We start from the raw sequence: 16,273 nt of genomic DNA, 5'->3' as shown, positions 1-16,273 counted from the left end.
CTAACAATTGGGGCAGTACTATTACTGGAAAAACTCTTTTAAGTCTAAAGGATTCCCTGCTGTATTTAAACCGATTAGTAACTTTAAGCGTGCTTTTTGTCCGTTAATACCTGTGGCGAAAATGGCGCCTAAGTCTTCCAACATTTTACCACCACCAATGTAGCCGTATACGCCTTCTGCGATGCCATTGAAGCATCTAGAAACTAAAACGACCGGAATACCTCGTTCCAATAGACTTTCTATGCCTTTTACAACTGTTGGTGGTACATTGCCTTGTCCAAGTCCTTCAAGTACAACACCATCATATTGGCAGGCGAGGACCACATCAAGTAAATCAACTTCCATTCCTGCATATACTTTCAACATCGCTACTCGTTTTGTTAAGCCTTGTACATCTACATATTGGCGACGAATCGGGGCATGATGAAACAGAATACGTGTTTTTGTAATAAGTCCGATTGGGCCGTATTGTGGGGATTGAAATGTATTGACTGAGCTCGTACTCGTTTTTGTTGTGTTGACAGCCAAATGGACTTCATCGTTCATTACAACTAGCACACCTTTGTCTTTTGCTTCAGCATCTATCGCTACACGAACAGCTTCCACTAAATTGTATATGCCGTCAGCACCTAGCTCATTGGAGGAGCGCATTGCGCCTGTTAAGACAATTGGAATGGATAAATTGGTTGTTAACTCTAAAAAATAGGCTGTTTCTTCTAAAGTATCTGTGCCGTGTGTAATGACCACACCATCAAAATGTTCTGTTGAAGTTTTTTCCATAATTAAGTTACGTAAATGAAGCATTTCTTTTGGTGTTATATGTGGTGAAGGAAGATTAAACGCCTCCACTTCTTTTATAGATGCCAGTGTATCAAGTTTTTTACTCTCTTTTATTAATGGATTTTCCTTGTTAGGCATCACCGCACCTTCATCACTCATTGCCATGGAAATTGTGCCACCCGTATGAATTAATAAAATTGTTTTTTTCATAAAAATATATCTCCTTTTAAAAAGTTTTTTTGTCATTACATGGTATAATGAAATCAGTCTATTGTTGAAAGGAGCCGGCAACATGATCATTCTTTTATCAGCTGCCATTGCTCCCGGTCTAGCGCTTTTTAGTTACTTCTATTTGCGCAATCAAATGGCAACGGAGCCAAGAAGAACTTTACTTCAAACGTTTTTGTATGGTGCTTTTCTAACTTTCCCTATCTTGTTTTTACAATATGTATTAACGGAGGAGGGAGTTTTTCGATATCTTTATTTACAAGATGTCCTTTTTTCAAGTGTCATTGAAGAGTTTTTTAAATGGTTTGTTCTGTTAATAGCTATTTACAATCATGTGGAATTTGATGATCCTTATGATGGTATATTGTACGGTGCGAGTATATCTCTTGGATTTGCTACGATAGAAAATATATTATATTTATTTTCTTTCGGTTTAAACACGGCCTTTATGCGCGCGTTATTACCCGTATCCAGTCATGCTCTGTTCGGTGTAGTAATGGGCTATTACTATGGACGTGCTAAATTTTCAAAAAATGCAAAGACGAAAGAAATGATTGCAATGGCCATTTGCGCACCGGTAGTATTACACATTTTATACAATACAATATTATCATTTAAAGGGCATTGGGTATATTTAATGATACCGTTTATGTTATTTTTATGGTGGTTTGGCTTACGTAAAGTAAAGCTAGCGCACTATCATCTTGTCCAACATTTGCATATGCATAAAAAAATATAAAAACGTAGAAATCTAAAAACGATTTCTACGTTTTTTTCTTTTTTATCAATGTATAAAAAGTGTCTTTTGTTTCAAGCTATAAAAAAAAGGAGTGATGATTGTGCGTTTATTAAGCATACTTTTTGCTTTCCTATTTGCGATTAGTATAGTCTCGATACCGCAAAATGACGCCATAGCGTTTAGCGATCAACAGATTGCTCGTGGTGCTTATGGAGATGACGTGATTGAGCTGCAAGCTAGACTACAATACTTAGGATTTTATAAAAGTAAAATTGATGGGAAATTTGGCTACAACACGTATTGGGCACTGCGAAATTTCCAAGAAAAATATGGATTGCCGATTGATGGAATAGCGGGGGCAAAGACGAAAAAAGCGTTAGCTGGCTATTCAGATTATGATGAGAATTGGGTAAAAGCGCAATTAAAAGCAGGCAATCAATTTACCTATTATGGTGGTGTGCCTCTTGATCAACAGGTGAAAAATAGTGGTGGAGGCAGTACAGCAAATCGTGGTGACAGCAGTGGTAGCAGCAATAGTAATGGTACCGATACACAAATTCCACCAAAGTATACAGAGCGAGATTTACAGCTAATCGCTAATGCCGTTTACGGAGAAGCGAGGGGAGAACCTTATGAGGGGCAAGTTGCTGTAGCAGCAGTGATTTTAAATCGACTAGAAAGCCCTGATTTCCCTAACACAATATCAGGTATTATATTCCAACCATTAGCATTTACAGCAGTAGCAGATGGACAAATTTGGTTAGAGCCGAACCAACGTGCAAAGGAAGCGGTCATTGATGCTATGAATGGCTGGGATCCATCGGAAAATGCCCTGTATTACTTTAATCCAAAAACAGCAACAAGTAAGTGGATTTGGACTCGTCCTCAAATAAAACAAATAGGTGAGCATATTTTCTGTTCATAGAAAGGAGGAAAACAATTGAGAACAATGCTCGTTATTTTAACAATAGCAGTAATTGGTTTGGGTGCCTATAGCATTGATTTACATGGCGATAAAGAAAGTTTACAACGTACTGTACATGCGCAGTATACAGAAAAATTAACGGACGCTTCTGAAAAATTATCATACTTACAAAGAGCCGTTTCACAATCCTTATTATTTAAGGATGAACAGGCGATCGATAGTGAGTTAGATTCTATTTGGCGACTAAGCTCTGAAGTACGTTCTTCTATAGCGAATATTCCAATTGGGCAAGAACTTTCTAATCAGTGGCTAGGTTATTTGGGAAAACTAGGAGATGAAGCAAAGAAAACAGCAAAATCGGGGGATTATGAAGCATGGCGAGAAAAAATGCCGCAAATTTCTACGAATTTACAAGCTTTATCTGACGAGTGGACGACAGCAACGGTTGATTACTATAAGCAAGATGGAAAAATGGATGTTTGGATGCGTCAAGTAGACAATAAAAATCCTAATACCTCTTTCGATAATATTCAAAAGACACTAAAAGATTATGGTGAAAGTGATTTCCCGCTTACTTTAAGTGAAGCAGATTGGCAAAAGAAAATAGAATTAAAAGCGTTACAAGATTCAGTTATTACGGAAAAAGAAGCATTGGAAAAAGTGAAATATTTATTCCCGCTTATTAAAGATGCTACATTTACTGTGACCAAAAGTAGTGATACCGCACCGTATCCGTTTTATCACATACAGTTCCACCAAGGTATTCGCTTAGGCTATGTAGATTTAACTGAAAAAGGAGGACATTTACTGTCCTATTTAGTAGAACGTCCTGTGGATGAAGCAAAACTTTCCCAAGATGAAATAATTAAAAAAGCTGAAGAACATTTAAAGCGATTGGAAATGAAAGATGTTGCTTATGTTGAAGCTCGTGAAAATCATTTAGCATGGCATGTTACATTTGCACGCGTTCATCCTGGTGATAATGCATTAATCTATGCGGATGGTGTTCAGTTAAAAATTGCAAAAGATACTGGGGAATTACTAGGTGCCAATGCAATGGAATATATCCAAGAAGAATCAATCAAACCTCAAAAGGCCAATCCAATTGATTGGAAATCTTTCTTTGATAATAATGTGCGTGTGGAAGAAGTAAAAAATATTTATACGGATAATGGACAATTCGAGCAACGACTTTGCTATGAAGTGATAGCCGTTCGAGATGAACAGACGCAAGAAACATTCCGTATTGTCATTGATGCTGAAAATCACAATGTTTTAAAAGTAGAATATTTAACCTAAGATAAAGAAAAAGCTCCCAGTTCATATAGCCAAAATTTACATCCCATGCGATAATGGAGGTATATATATTGTTCGGGGAGATGCTCATGGAAATAAAAATTGGAACACTATTACAACTAGAACCTACTTATACAGAACGTATAGAGAAATTCCGCTGTAAAGTAGTTGAACAAAAAGACAATATTCTTTATATTGACTATCCAACAAATGTAGTAACAAAGAAAACCGCTTTTTTAATAGATGGTTCAGAATTTAGGGCAACCTTTCGAACAGAGGATAAGCTTTCCTATGCATTCAATACAGAAGTAATAGGACGCAAGGCGGGCAATATACCGATGATTATGTTGCATTGCCCTCAAGAAGATGATTTTATTAAAATTCAACGCCGTGAATATGTTCGTGTTGAAACACCTGTTGATGTGGCAGTTCAATTTAATGAATTTAAGTATCAATTAGTCACAGCGGATATCAGTGCGGGTGGTATTGCACTAATTTTGAAAGGTGATGTAGCTTTCAAAGACGATGATGATGTTAAGTTAACGATTGTCTTACCATTTGCCAATGGAGATGTCATTTATGTCGTAACAGAAGCTACTGTTGTTAAGATATTTGAAAAAGAAGATAAGACAATTGCTACCATTCAGTTAACAGATACGGATGATATCGATCAACAACATATTGTACGTTTCTGCTTCGAACGTCAGCTAGTCAATCGCCGTAAAGAATTAAATCCTTTCGATGATTAAAATCGCAGTAGCCCTCTTGTAAATAGAGGGCTTTTTTTTGTTAGTATGATACAATATGGTGTGAAAGAAAGTAGGGAAGCATAATGAACAAAAACATTCAAATTGCGATTGACGGACCTGCAGGAGCTGGGAAAAGTACAATCGCGAAAATCGTTGCAGAATCACTAGGATTCACGTATATCGATACGGGTGCAATGTATCGAGCAGTTACGTATAAAGCGATGCAACAAAACATACATTTAGATGATGAAGCAAAATTAGCAGAAATGTTAGCCGTTAGCTCAATTGAATTAAAGCCATCTCCTCAAGGTCAACTTGTTTTTTTAGACGGCGAAAACGTATCAGATGCAATACGCTCTAACGAAGTGACATCATCTGTTTCACAAGTAGCAGCACATGCCAAAGTACGTGAATTATTGGTCGCACAGCAGCAAAAACTTGCTGCAAATGGTGGTGTTGTGATGGATGGACGGGATATTGCGACGCATGTGTTAAAAAATGCTGAACTCAAAATCTTCATGTCTGCTACTGTAGAAGAACGTGCAAGACGTCGTTTTATTGACAATGAAAAAAGAGGGATCGCGTCTTCAATAGAAAAGCTCCAAGAAGAGATTGCTTTGCGCGACAAAATGGACAGTGAGCGCGAAGCATCACCACTGATTCAAGCAGCGGATGCTATATTTTTAGACACAACGGAGCTATCAATTGATGCCGCAGCACAGGCCATTTTAAAATTAGCACAAGAAAAAATGGTATAAATCCTAAAATTTCAGACATTTTTTGAATTTAAAGGATTTATTTTTGTCTTTGTCTTCAATATCGAATAAAATAGTAAGGGAAGATGCGAAGGAGGGTTACATATGTCTGAAGAAATGAACTATGCAGAACAAACGTTTAACGAAGGTGATATCGTCAAAGGTATTGCAGAGCAGGTTGATGAAAAAGCGGTAACTGTTTCAATTCCAGGTGCACCGTTTGACGGTATCGTACCAATAAGTGAATTATCGAGCTTACACATTGAAAAAGCGTCTGACGCAATCTCCGTTGGGGATGAGTTAGAATTGATGATTACAAAAGTTGAAGAAGGAAACTATGTATTATCAAAACGTAAAGTAGATGCCTTAAAAGCATGGGATACACTTGAACAACAATTTACTGCTGAGGAAGTTTTCGAAGCGGAAGTAAAGGATATTGTTAAAGGTGGTCTTGTTGTTGATTTAGGAGTTCGTGGCTTCGTTCCGGCATCCTTAGTAGAAGATTATTTTGTTGATGATTTTGAAGATTATAAAGGGAAAGTATTAAGCTTTAAAATTGTTGAGCTAGATAAAGAAAAAAACCGCTTAATTTTATCACATCGAGCTGTAGTTGAATCTGAGAAAGCATCTCAGAAGAAAAATGTCATTAACCAAATTAAAGCTGGTGATGTATTAGACGGTAAAGTGCAACGTATAGCATCGTTTGGTGCATTTATTGACCTTGGTGGTATCGATGGCCTTGTTCATATTTCACAAGTATCACATGAGCATGTAAGTGATGTCAGTGAGGTTTTATCAGAAGGACAAGAAGTGAAGGTAAAAGTTCTGTCGGTAGATCCAGAGAATGAACGTATCTCATTATCCATTAAGGAAACAATTCCTGGACCTTGGTCGAATATTGAAGAGCGTGCAGCGAAAGGCACAATACTTGTAGGGAAAGTCAAACGCCTTACATCGTTTGGTGCTTTTGTAGAAGTGTTCCCTGGTGTGGAAGGCTTAGTGCATATATCGCAAATTGCGCATAAACATATTAATACACCACATGAAGCGTTAAAAGAAGCGCAAGAGGTACAGGTGAAGGTGCTGGATGTTAACGTTGACGAAGGTCGTCTAGCATTAAGTATAAAAGATTTATTGGAAAATCCAGAGGCAGAAGAAGTAATCGATTATGAATTACCAGAAGAAAACACAGGTTTCTCTCTTGGTGATGTCATCGGCGATCAACTGAAAAACTTTAAATAATCATGACATGCGAGGATATGATGCTGTATCCTCGCTTTCGTCTGTCATCATATGATAATTAAGCTGCGTAGTAATGTAACGATGCAAGCCCCATCACTGCGCTTCTAGTGAGCGAGTAAGAGCTTCTATCCATGGCATTTGCCTAATAAATGAGTGAAGCCATGTCTAGTTTGCTGCTTGCAGAAGCCTATTTGGTGGGGCTTACTTTGTTTACATGTTAATTTGCCGATTTGGTGATACTAAGCGAAATGGCACGTGCGCAAAGGAAAATAAAATAGGTGAATAATACGAGGATTAAAGAGCACGCTGGGACAAAAAACAACGATTATGTCGAGCAGAAAAGTAAAAAGTACTCTCCTCGATGGATATGTTATGATATAATGGCATTTTTCGTGTATAATAGCGAAAGATAAGAAGTTGGAAGGATGAAGTACAGATGACGAAACCAGTAGTAGCCATCGTAGGTCGTCCGAACGTAGGTAAGTCGACGATTTTTAATCGTATCGTTGGAGAACGTGTCTCGATTGTAGAAGATATTCCGGGAGTAACACGTGACCGTATTTATAGTTCGGCAGAGTGGTTAACACATGATTTTAATATTATTGATACAGGTGGTATCGAAATTGGAGACGAGCCATTTTTAGAACAAATTCGTCAACAAGCAGAGATCGCTATTGAAGAAGCAGACGTTATTATATTTATGACGAATGGCCGTGAAGGCGTAACAGCAGCAGATGAACAAGTTGCAAAAATTTTATACAAAACAAAAAAGCCTGTCGTTCTTGCTGTCAACAAAATTGATAATCCGGACATGCGTGAAATGATTTATGATTTTTACGCACTTGGCTTTGGTGAACCTTGGCCAATTTCAGGCTCTCATGGCTTAGGCTTAGGGGATTTATTAGATGAGTGTGCAAAACACTTCCCTCAAGAGGATGAAAATCAATATGGCGATGACGTAATTAAATTCTCTTTAATTGGTCGTCCAAATGTCGGAAAATCATCACTAGTCAATGCCTTTTTAGGTCAAGAACGCGTTATTGTCAGCAACATTGCAGGGACAACGCGAGATGCAATTGATACACCTTACGAATATGATGGGCATGAATATGTCATTATTGATACAGCCGGTATGCGTAAAAAAGGAAAAGTGTACGAAACGACAGAAAAATATTCTGTGTTACGTGCGCTTCGTGCCATTGAACGCTCTGACGTTGTATTAGTTGTTCTGAATGCTGAAGAGGGCATTCAGGAACAGGATAAAAAAATTGCAGGCTATGCACATGAGGCTGGAAAAGCAATTGTTATTGTCGTTAACAAATGGGACGCGATTGAAAAAGACGAAAAAACAATGAATGTTTTTACGCAGCAAATCCGTGAGCACTTTTTATTCTTAGACTATGCTCCAATTATTTTCGTATCAGCCAATACAAAACAACGAGTACATCAAATTTTACCGATTGTGCAGCGCGTAAGTGAAAATCATGCAATGCGTATTCAATCGTCTATTCTGAATGAAGTGATTGAAGATGCTGTGGCACGTAACCCAGCGCCGACTGACAAAGGTCGCCGTTTACGTATTTACTATGCTACTCAAGTGGCGATTCAACCACCAACGTTTGTGGTATTCGTCAACGAAACAGAATTAATGCACTTCTCTTATGAGCGATTTTTAGAAAATAGAATTCGTGAAACATTCGATTTTGAAGGGACGCCAATTCGTTTAATTACACGTGCACGTGCATAATTTAAAATATTACACTTCAGTACGCCAACCCGACAATTGTTGTTGGGTGGCGTCTTTTTTCAAAGGATTAGGCTAAATCACTAATTGGTTAAAATATGTCTAGCATGCATATGGACCTTTAGCAATTAACCTGTAGGAATTAAAAGGGGGAATAACAATGGAACGAGTTTGTGTACTAGGAGCAGGCTCATGGGGATCGGCACTAGCAATGGTACTTGCAGAAAATGGACATGATACGCTTGTCTGGACGCATAGAGCAGATCAGGCTGAAGAAATGAATACGCAACATACAAATAAAAAGTATTTACCTGAAACGCTATTACCGGAGAATTTACATGCAACGAATGATATTGCAAAGGCAGTAGCTCACTCCAATACAATAATTGTAGCAGTACCAACGAAGGCTATTCGAGAAGTTTGTGAAAAGATGACTGCTACGTTAGATCAAAAAGTATTATTTGTCCATGTATCAAAGGGAATTGAGCCTGATTCATTAAAACGTATATCTGAAATTTTGGCTGAAAGCTTGCCAACTGAATTTATCGAAGACATTGTAGTACTTTCGGGGCCAAGTCATGCAGAAGAAGTCGTATTACATCATCCGACAACGATTACGGCAGCTTGTGCCAATATTGAAGCAGCTGAAAAAGTCCAAGATTTGTTTATGAATCAATTTTTCCGCGTTTATACGAATGAGGATGTTATAGGCGTAGAAATGGGTGGGGCGTTAAAAAACGTGATTGCGTTAGCGGCAGGCATTACAGACGGGCTAAATTATGGTGATAATGCAAAAGCGGCACTAATTACACGTGGACTCGCTGAAATTACGCGCTTAGGTGTCAAAATGGGCGGAAATCCATTTACATTCGCGGGGCTGACAGGTATGGGGGATTTAATCGTTACATGTACAAGCGTGCATTCTCGTAATTGGCGTGCTGGAAATATGTTAGGTAAGGGTATGAAACTGCCAGAAGTACTCGATCAAATGGGTATGGTAGTGGAAGGCGTACGAACAACAAAGGCAGCCTATCAATTAGCAGAAAAATATAATGTCGCAATGCCTATTTCAACAGAACTTTATGGTGTATTGTTCAACGATGTAGAACCAAAAGTGGCGGTTGATGCATTAATGATGCGTATGAAAAAGCGTGAAATTGACGAAATGATGCATTAAATTACCGTAACTTTCATTTTATTAAACAGCAAGAATTTGTCATGAAATGGACACAAAAAGGTATCTCAGACACACTGTGAGATACCTTTTTTAATTTAAATGACAAAAGAGAAATGTTGTTTTTAGTACTTTTCTCATAATGCAATTATGCAAAAAGTCCTTTTAATGTTTATAATCCTCTCTCTATTTAGTAAATATATGTTATAATTTCCATGGGTATATAATTGAATATAGCTATCTTCTTATTTCTGTAGTACATTTCTTGGATTTTATAAGTATATCAAAAAAATAGTATTTTCACTAAAGTCGTTAGGCTATTTTCTTTTTTGCTACAGCGCCATTTCTTTTTTGAAGTTGCCCATAGTATAATAAACGTTGATTGTCTCGTGTCATTGAAGAAAGGTGGTAGACGAAAATGGGTCCGTTAGCACATATGCCTGCACTAGATGTCATGTGGGTATCTTTTTATTGTATCGGCTTTATGATTTTGTCGGTGGGTTTAATTTATTTAGGCCGCAATAAAATTTCAAATGGTTTTTTACGTACAATCGTAAATTTATTAGCATACATACTGTTTGGACTTGGAACATTTTTAATGGTACTGATTATTGCCACATGGCCTTAAAAGGAGGAAGAACGTGTTATGAAAAAACTAAATGCTTTTCTTTTAACAGTGGCAATTGCCGTCTTGTTAGGTGGCTGTGCCTATCCTGAGGAAGAAAAAGCCGCAAACCAAGTGCCAGATGTCGACCAGTTAGCAGCCGTACAACGTGCTGTCAATGAATATCGTGAAGCGACTGGTGGCCTTGTGCCAATTAAAAACAGTGAAATGGATACAGATATTTATATAAAATATTTAATCGATTTTGAAAAACTTATGCCAAAATATATCGCTCAAATTCCTGGAAATGCCTATGAAAAGGGCGGTATTTATCAATACATTATTTGGGATCCGGAAAACAGTGCTGAAGTTAAGTTAGTAGACTTAAACTCTGCTGAGCGCATGCGAGAGATTAATATTCGAAAATTGGGTACGCAATATATCCCGACAAAGGGGGCAATTGCCGATAATGTTTATCAAATTAACTTTGAAAAATTAGGCTATAAATCAGAAGTGACGGTGAAAAGTCCATATTCAGGTGCTGAATTACCAATTTTTATGACTGGTGATGGCGAAATGCATGTGGATTATTCTATTGATTTAGGCCAACTTTTAAAAGAAGACAAGCCAGATGTGAAACCAGGTGATGATATTCGTCAATTGCTTGTCGAAAAGTATCCTGTTGTTCCAGCTTATTCAGTGCCATATACTGTGGATGAAAATGGAGAGCCAACTTATATGATGGATGCTTATAATGCAGACGTCAAAAAAGCTAAGGAAGAAGCTAAAGCCGCGCAAGAGAAAGAAAGCAAAGCTACGGATTCAAAATAAATTTTTCACCCCAATCATTAGATGTTGGTCTAATGATTGGGGATTTTTTTTATGTGCCAGTCACTCAAACAATTCTCATACATTTTCATATTTATCTGCATGGGCGCATATAGTGAAAAAGCGTAGATAAAGGAGGCAGAAACCTTGAGTGAAGCAGTATTTAAAGAAATTGCAGAGCGCACAAATGGCGATGTTTATATTGGTGTTGTTGGTCCAGTTCGGGTAGGTAAATCAACATTTGTAAAAAAAGTAATGGAAGCTGTAGTATTGCCGAATATTGTGGATGATACAGAAAGAATGCGAGCACAGGACGAGCTGCCACAAAGCTCGCCAGGCCCAGTTATCATGACTGCTGAGCCGAAGTTTGTGCCTGCTCAAGCGACTCGTATTGCGGTTGGCGAAGATGAAATGACATTCCAAATTCGTTTAGCAGATTGCGTTGGTTATGTGATTGAAGGTACAAAGGGCTATGAGGATGAAAATGGTCCGAAATACGTGCATACGCCTTGGCATACTGAGCCAATTCCTTTCCAAGAAGCAGCGAAAATTGGCACAGATAAAGTGATTCGTGACCATGCGAATATCGGGATTGTTGTGACAACAGATGGAACAGTAAATGGCATCAGCCGTCGTGCAGCTGAAAAAGCGGAAGAAGAGATTGTTGCGCAATTAACCGAAATTGGCAAGCCTTTTGTTATTGTGTTAAATTGTCAAATGCCGGCAAGAGAAGAAACGGTACAGCTTCGAAATGAGCTATTTGAACGATATAATGTTCCGGTAATTGCGATTTCAATCGATCAAATGCGTGCTTCTGATATTCAATATATTTTACAAGAGGCACTATTTGAGTTTCCGATTCGGACGATTGAGGTTGAAAAACCAGATTGGCTCGATGTCCTTGATGCTACTCACCCACTAAACGTGGCATTAATTGATTCGATGGAAGAAGTGCTTTCGTCTGTGATGAAAATTAGGGACGTGCAACAAGCTTCTGATGCCTTTAAAGCGATTGATTTTATCGATCAAAGTGAAGTGGTACATGTCGATTCAGGAATCGGTACAGCGGTTATTCGCGTGTCATTACAAGGTGAATTATATAAAGCTGTTTGTAATGAATGGTTGGAAGAGCCGATTGAAACAAAGCGCGATTGGCTGCTATTTATTAAAGAGGCTGCTGAAGCAAAAGAAGCCCAAAAACGCTTTAAAGATGCCATTACTGAAGCAGATAATAGTGGTTATGGCGTAACATTGCCAATGATGCAAGAATTCGAACCAACTGCTCCAGAACTAATTAAGCAAAATAATTTCTACGGCGTACGGATGAAAGCAAAAGCGCCATCCTATCATATTATTCGTGTTGATATGGAATCAGAATTTGCGCCACTTATTGGTTCTGAATTCCACAGTCAGCAGTTATTAAAAGATTTAAACCATGCTTATTTACATGATCGTGATGCGCTTTGGCAAACACAACTTTTCGGTACGCCATTGCATGAAGTGTTAAAAGAGGGCATACGTTATAAAATGAATGCAGTACCACCTACAGCTAAAAAACGTATGCGTCAAACAATTGAGCGTATGGTGAATGAAGGTGATAGAGGATTAGTGACATTTATTTTATAGAGATAAAATGGAAAATACTGAGCAAAAAAATAGTGCAGGACTATTCGTATTTATGCGAAAAGTCCTGTTATTTTTGTTTTTTGCGTGAAAAACGCATTTTTTGGTTATAATCATGAATGAATACAGTTGCGTCGCGGTTTTCTATGTGTTACTCTTTTTACAGAATTGGTTCATGACCCTTTGAGAGGAGGTGAATGGTGTGAATAAAACAGAATTAGTAAACTCTGTTGCTGAAGCTGCAGGTCTTTCTAAAAAAGACGCTTCTAAAGCAGTTGAAGCTGTATTTGATACAATTCAAGATGCTCTTGCAAAGGGTGACAAAGTACAATTAATTGGTTTTGGTAACTTTGAAGTACGTGAACGTGCGGCTCGTAAAGGTCGTAACCCACAAACTGGTAAAGAAATCGAAATCGCTGCTAGCAAGGTACCTGCTTTCAAACCAGGTAAAGCGCTTAAAGATGCTGTAAAATAATACACGTCTAGTAGTTACATAGAGCAGTCTTCATGTAAACGAGCATGAGGGCTGCTCTTTTTAACTTAATTTATAAAATGACTTGTAGCAGTAAACATGAAATCGTTTTACTAAGATTTGTATACATAGCATAATGAATGACAACTATAACTTGCTTCACCACAAGTCCCTTATTACTAAAAATGAGGATAAATGCCAAATAGAAAACGGAAGAGCAAGCATTCCATCAAAGATTGATTTATGTTAAATGCTCTAGAAGGATATCATGGATTTTAAGATGACTTTTTGAGCAAACTTGAATATAAAATTTGGAAACAAAGACGGCAGTTAATGCCTAATTACAGAAGTTATGTTGAATTTCTTTTAATTCAAGTAAGTCGTTTTGCGCTTCACTTTTGGATATGCTACGATGCATAGGGAAATGTGTAATGTTTTGATACGCAGGAGGGTTTTTACGAATGTCGAATGTAGATTTATTGAAAATAGAACAAGCAGTGAAAATGATTTTAGAAGCTGTGGGCGAAGATGTGAATCGTGAAGGATTACTCGATACACCAAAACGCGTTGCTAAAATGTATGCTGAAATGTTTAGTGGCTTACATGAAGATGCAAAAGATTATTTTAAAACGGTTTTCCATGAGGATCATGAAGAACTAGTGCTTGTAAAGGATATCCCATTTTACTCAATGTGTGAGCATCATCTAGTGCCATTTTACGGCAAAGCACATGTCGCTTACATACCAAACGACGGCATTGTAGCGGGCCTAAGTAAATTAGGTCGCGCAGTGGAAACGATTGCACGTCGTCCGCAATTACAAGAACGAATTACATCTTCAGTAGCCGACACGATTATGGAAATGCTATCTCCTAAAGGTGTTTATGTCGTTATTGAAGCAGAACATATGTGTATGACTATGCGTGGACTGAAAAAGCCTGGATCTAAAACGGTTACATCAGTTGCACGTGGCATTTATGAACAAGATGAGGTAAAACGTAGAGAAGTCTTGTCATTTATTCAAATGTCTTAAACTGCATGTCTAATTATGTTATGATGGACTAAGAATTTGTCGGATTTAAGGAGTGTACAGACAATGGCGCAAGATTATATAGTAATACAGGCAGAAGAAGATGGTGTACATGTAATTGGGTTAACACGTGGTACGGATACGAAATTCCATCATTCTGAAAAATTAGATGCAGGGGAAGTAATGATTGCTCAATTTACTGAGCATACTTCTGCCATGAAAATTCGTGGCAAAGCACAAATCCACACAGCACATGGTGTTATTCAAAGTGAAGGTAAAAAGTAGCATAGTCATGTAAGTTAGCTTCCGTCGGTAGAGTCAACATACAGTGCTGATGACTGGTTAGTTATAATCTGCAGATGTGCCAAATGCATATGAAAAAAGTAATATGTGTTGGTGAAACTGGCTTTTACGGGCAAGTAGATTTCCTACCATTTTTTTCTTGTACTTTCCGTGGTAGGGTTCTACTGCCCGTTCGTGTTGGTGAAAGCAAAAACTTTTTATTCCGAATCGATGCTTATGCTATAATGACTCAGTAAGCAAGCGTTAAGTCATGTTGATGATGAACGTATTTGAAAGTGAAATGGAGTAAGGTCTATGAATGCAACATACATTCAAAATTCAATTGCACAGTTAAAAACAGAGATTTTCATGGATGTTCGTCATAGAACTTTGCAAAAATACACAGGAGCGCCTGTGCTCGATGAAAATCAACTGTTTTACTTGTTAGTGCCCTTCTTGAATGGAGAAGAGTGGCAACAAGAGCAAAGGGAAGCTGCAATAACTGTTGGAATTGTATATGCAGCGTTAGCGGCACATGATCATATAAAAGAATTAGATGCCACTTCAAAGGAACAGCAGCTAACCGTTTTGGCTGGGGATTTTTATAGTGGCCGGTATTATGAAATTTTAGCAATGTCGGGAAATGTCGCATTAATTCGGAATTTATCACAAGGTATCGTGTCACGTTGCGAACATCAAATAAAAGTGTATGAGGCAAAACAGCGTACAGTGGAACAATGGTGTTCTTCAATTAGCAATATCGAGTCAGGTTTAATTGCGAAATTTTTTGAGCTTTATGCATTGCATCATTATATTCCAATAATGGAGAAGAGCTTATTGATCTTACGATTAGAAAGAGAATGGGCTATGTATCAACGTGGACAAAAATCATTGATGAGTAAAGTGCTGGAACAAAGTGCATTACAGACAGGCGCGACCTTCAATAGCGTCTTACAAGATAAAATTGCCCGCTTAAAAACAGAGCTGTTGCAAGTAATAGCACAAGCATCATTTTTACAAAGTGATGTGAAACAAGCTCTACAAGCACGTGTAGATGCATCGATTGCTTCTACAAACGGATAAGAGAGGTTTTTCTAAAATGGCTAAATCAAAAGAAGAGCACGTTCACGAAGTATTTGAAAGTATTTCTGAAAGCTATGACAAAATGAATGGTGTAATTAGCTTCCAAATGCATGTAGGTTGGCGCAACGATACGATGAAGCGCATGGCTGTCAAGCCTGGATCGAAAGCGCTAGATGTTTGTTGTGGCACAGCTGACTGGACAATTGCACTAGCTGAAGCAGTTGGAGAAAGTGGCGAAGTTAAGGGACTGGATTTCAGTCATAACATGCTGCAAGTGGGCGAAAAAAAAATAACGCCTTACCCACAAATTGAACTGATACAAGGAAATGCAATGGAATTACCATTTCCAGACAATACATTTGATTATGTGACGATTGGTTTTGGTCTACGCAATGTTCCTGATTATTTACAAGTGTTAAAAGAAATGAATCGTGTTGTAAAACCGGGAGGCATGGTTGTATGTTTAGAAACATCTCAATCAGAAATACCTGGCTATCGACAACTATTCCGTTTTTATTTTAAATATATTATGCCGATATTTGGTAAAATTTTTGCGAAAAGTTATAAAGAGTATTCTTGGTTACAGGAATCTGCAAATGATTTCCCAGGTATGAAGAAGCTAGCGGCAATGTTTGAACAGGCAGGTTTAGAAAAAGTAACGTACAAAGCATACAGTGGCGGTGCTGCGGCAATGCATATGGGCTTTAAAAAGGTACGTTAA

17 protein-coding genes are annotated in these 16,273 nt (G+C 37.9%); 16 read left to right on the top strand and 1 reads right to left on the bottom strand.

Annotation, left to right across the window (positions count from 1 at the left end; all coding sequences use genetic code 11):
• Positions 1-21 precede the first annotated feature (21 nt).
• Entirely contained in the window at positions 22-990 is a 969-nt protein-coding gene (locus FC748_RS10125) for an asparaginase (protein ID WP_025219068.1), read from the bottom strand.
• Between the two features lie 82 nt (positions 991-1,072).
• On the opposite strand from FC748_RS10125, the gene prsW reads away from it, so the two are divergent.
• The 16 genes from prsW (at position 1,073) to FC748_RS10045 (ending at position 16,273) form a co-directional block, all read left to right on the top strand.
• The gene (gene prsW / locus FC748_RS10120; RefSeq protein ID WP_024362348.1) at positions 1,073-1,747 is read left to right on the top strand and encodes a glutamic-type intramembrane protease PrsW; all 675 of its coding nucleotides are present in this window, start codon (positions 1,073-1,075) and stop codon (positions 1,745-1,747) included.
• A 100-nt stretch (positions 1,748-1,847) separates the two neighbouring features.
• A complete protein-coding gene (sleB, locus tag FC748_RS10115) occupies positions 1,848-2,672 on the top strand; it encodes a spore cortex-lytic enzyme (RefSeq protein ID WP_024364298.1) in 825 nt (274 codons plus the stop codon).
• A 24-nt stretch (positions 2,673-2,696) separates the two neighbouring features.
• Positions 2,697-3,971: a PepSY1/2 domain-containing protein gene (locus tag FC748_RS10110; RefSeq protein ID WP_036205511.1), complete on the top strand. Its 1,275-nt coding sequence runs from the start codon at positions 2,697-2,699 to the stop codon at positions 3,969-3,971.
• Between the two features lie 86 nt (positions 3,972-4,057).
• On the top strand, positions 4,058-4,717 hold the full coding sequence (locus tag FC748_RS10105) for a flagellar brake protein (RefSeq protein WP_024364296.1): 660 nt from the start codon (positions 4,058-4,060) through the stop codon (positions 4,715-4,717).
• Between the two features lie 83 nt (positions 4,718-4,800).
• Positions 4,801-5,475, top strand: a complete 675-nt coding sequence (gene cmk / locus FC748_RS10100; RefSeq protein WP_025219070.1) for a (d)CMP kinase — start codon at positions 4,801-4,803, stop codon at positions 5,473-5,475.
• A gap of 102 nt (positions 5,476-5,577) precedes the next feature.
• A complete protein-coding gene (rpsA, locus tag FC748_RS10095) occupies positions 5,578-6,714 on the top strand; it encodes a 30S ribosomal protein S1 (RefSeq protein WP_025219071.1) in 1,137 nt (378 codons plus the stop codon).
• Positions 6,715-7,150: 436 nt separating this feature from the next.
• A complete protein-coding gene (der, locus tag FC748_RS10090; protein ID WP_024364293.1) occupies positions 7,151-8,461 on the top strand; it encodes a ribosome biogenesis GTPase Der in 1,311 nt (436 codons plus the stop codon).
• A 157-nt stretch (positions 8,462-8,618) separates the two neighbouring features.
• Positions 8,619-9,635: an NAD(P)H-dependent glycerol-3-phosphate dehydrogenase gene (locus tag FC748_RS10085; protein ID WP_024364292.1), complete on the top strand. Its 1,017-nt coding sequence runs from the start codon at positions 8,619-8,621 to the stop codon at positions 9,633-9,635.
• Positions 9,636-10,050: 415 nt separating this feature from the next.
• Entirely contained in the window at positions 10,051-10,260 is a 210-nt protein-coding gene (locus tag FC748_RS10080) for a DUF2768 domain-containing protein (protein WP_024364291.1), read from the top strand.
• Between the two features lie 18 nt (positions 10,261-10,278).
• Positions 10,279-11,067 carry a YphF family lipoprotein gene (locus tag FC748_RS10075; protein WP_024364290.1) on the top strand — a complete coding sequence of 263 codons (789 nt, stop codon included), beginning with the start codon at positions 10,279-10,281 and terminating at the stop codon, positions 11,065-11,067.
• Between the two features lie 144 nt (positions 11,068-11,211).
• On the top strand, positions 11,212-12,690 hold the full coding sequence (gene spoIVA / locus FC748_RS10070; RefSeq protein ID WP_024364289.1) for a stage IV sporulation protein A: 1,479 nt from the start codon (positions 11,212-11,214) through the stop codon (positions 12,688-12,690).
• A gap of 199 nt (positions 12,691-12,889) precedes the next feature.
• Positions 12,890-13,162 carry a non-specific DNA-binding protein Hbs gene (locus FC748_RS10065; protein ID WP_004232618.1) on the top strand — a complete coding sequence of 91 codons (273 nt, stop codon included), beginning with the start codon at positions 12,890-12,892 and terminating at the stop codon, positions 13,160-13,162.
• 458 nt (positions 13,163-13,620) lie between these two features.
• A complete protein-coding gene (gene folE, locus FC748_RS10060) occupies positions 13,621-14,190 on the top strand; it encodes a GTP cyclohydrolase I FolE (protein ID WP_024364288.1) in 570 nt (189 codons plus the stop codon).
• Between the two features lie 63 nt (positions 14,191-14,253).
• Positions 14,254-14,472, top strand: a complete 219-nt coding sequence (gene mtrB / locus FC748_RS10055; protein WP_010858802.1) for a trp RNA-binding attenuation protein MtrB — start codon at positions 14,254-14,256, stop codon at positions 14,470-14,472.
• Positions 14,473-14,784: 312 nt separating this feature from the next.
• Positions 14,785-15,552: a heptaprenyl diphosphate synthase component 1 gene (locus FC748_RS10050; RefSeq protein ID WP_024364287.1), complete on the top strand. Its 768-nt coding sequence runs from the start codon at positions 14,785-14,787 to the stop codon at positions 15,550-15,552.
• Between the two features lie 16 nt (positions 15,553-15,568).
• On the top strand, positions 15,569-16,273 hold the full coding sequence (locus FC748_RS10045; protein ID WP_024364286.1) for a demethylmenaquinone methyltransferase: 705 nt from the start codon (positions 15,569-15,571) through the stop codon (positions 16,271-16,273).

It is taken from the genome of Lysinibacillus sphaericus, assembly GCF_005217585.1.
GTDB classification, from domain to species: Bacteria; Bacillota; Bacilli; order Bacillales_A; family Planococcaceae; genus Lysinibacillus; species Lysinibacillus sphaericus.
This window is presented reverse-complemented; position numbering and strand designations above follow the sequence as displayed.

Coding starts and splice junctions, on each gene's coding strand:
- FC748_RS10125 (WP_025219068.1), bottom strand. CDS start 990: ATGAAAAAAACAATTTTATTAATTCATACGGGTGGCACAATTTCCATG.
- prsW (WP_024362348.1), top strand. CDS start 1,073: ATGATCATTCTTTTATCAGCTGCCATTGCTCCCGGTCTAGCGCTTTTT.
- FC748_RS10110 (WP_036205511.1), top strand. CDS start 2,697: ATGCTCGTTATTTTAACAATAGCAGTAATTGGTTTGGGTGCCTATAGC.
- FC748_RS10105 (WP_024364296.1), top strand. CDS start 4,058: ATGGAAATAAAAATTGGAACACTATTACAACTAGAACCTACTTATACA.
- cmk (WP_025219070.1), top strand. CDS start 4,801: ATGAACAAAAACATTCAAATTGCGATTGACGGACCTGCAGGAGCTGGG.
- rpsA (WP_025219071.1), top strand. CDS start 5,578: ATGTCTGAAGAAATGAACTATGCAGAACAAACGTTTAACGAAGGTGAT.
- der (WP_024364293.1), top strand. CDS start 7,151: ATGACGAAACCAGTAGTAGCCATCGTAGGTCGTCCGAACGTAGGTAAG.
- FC748_RS10085 (WP_024364292.1), top strand. CDS start 8,619: ATGGAACGAGTTTGTGTACTAGGAGCAGGCTCATGGGGATCGGCACTA.
- FC748_RS10080 (WP_024364291.1), top strand. CDS start 10,051: ATGGGTCCGTTAGCACATATGCCTGCACTAGATGTCATGTGGGTATCT.
- FC748_RS10075 (WP_024364290.1), top strand. CDS start 10,279: ATGAAAAAACTAAATGCTTTTCTTTTAACAGTGGCAATTGCCGTCTTG.
- folE (WP_024364288.1), top strand. CDS start 13,621: ATGTCGAATGTAGATTTATTGAAAATAGAACAAGCAGTGAAAATGATT.
- mtrB (WP_010858802.1), top strand. CDS start 14,254: ATGGCGCAAGATTATATAGTAATACAGGCAGAAGAAGATGGTGTACAT.
- FC748_RS10050 (WP_024364287.1), top strand. CDS start 14,785: ATGAATGCAACATACATTCAAAATTCAATTGCACAGTTAAAAACAGAG.
- FC748_RS10045 (WP_024364286.1), top strand. CDS start 15,569: ATGGCTAAATCAAAAGAAGAGCACGTTCACGAAGTATTTGAAAGTATT.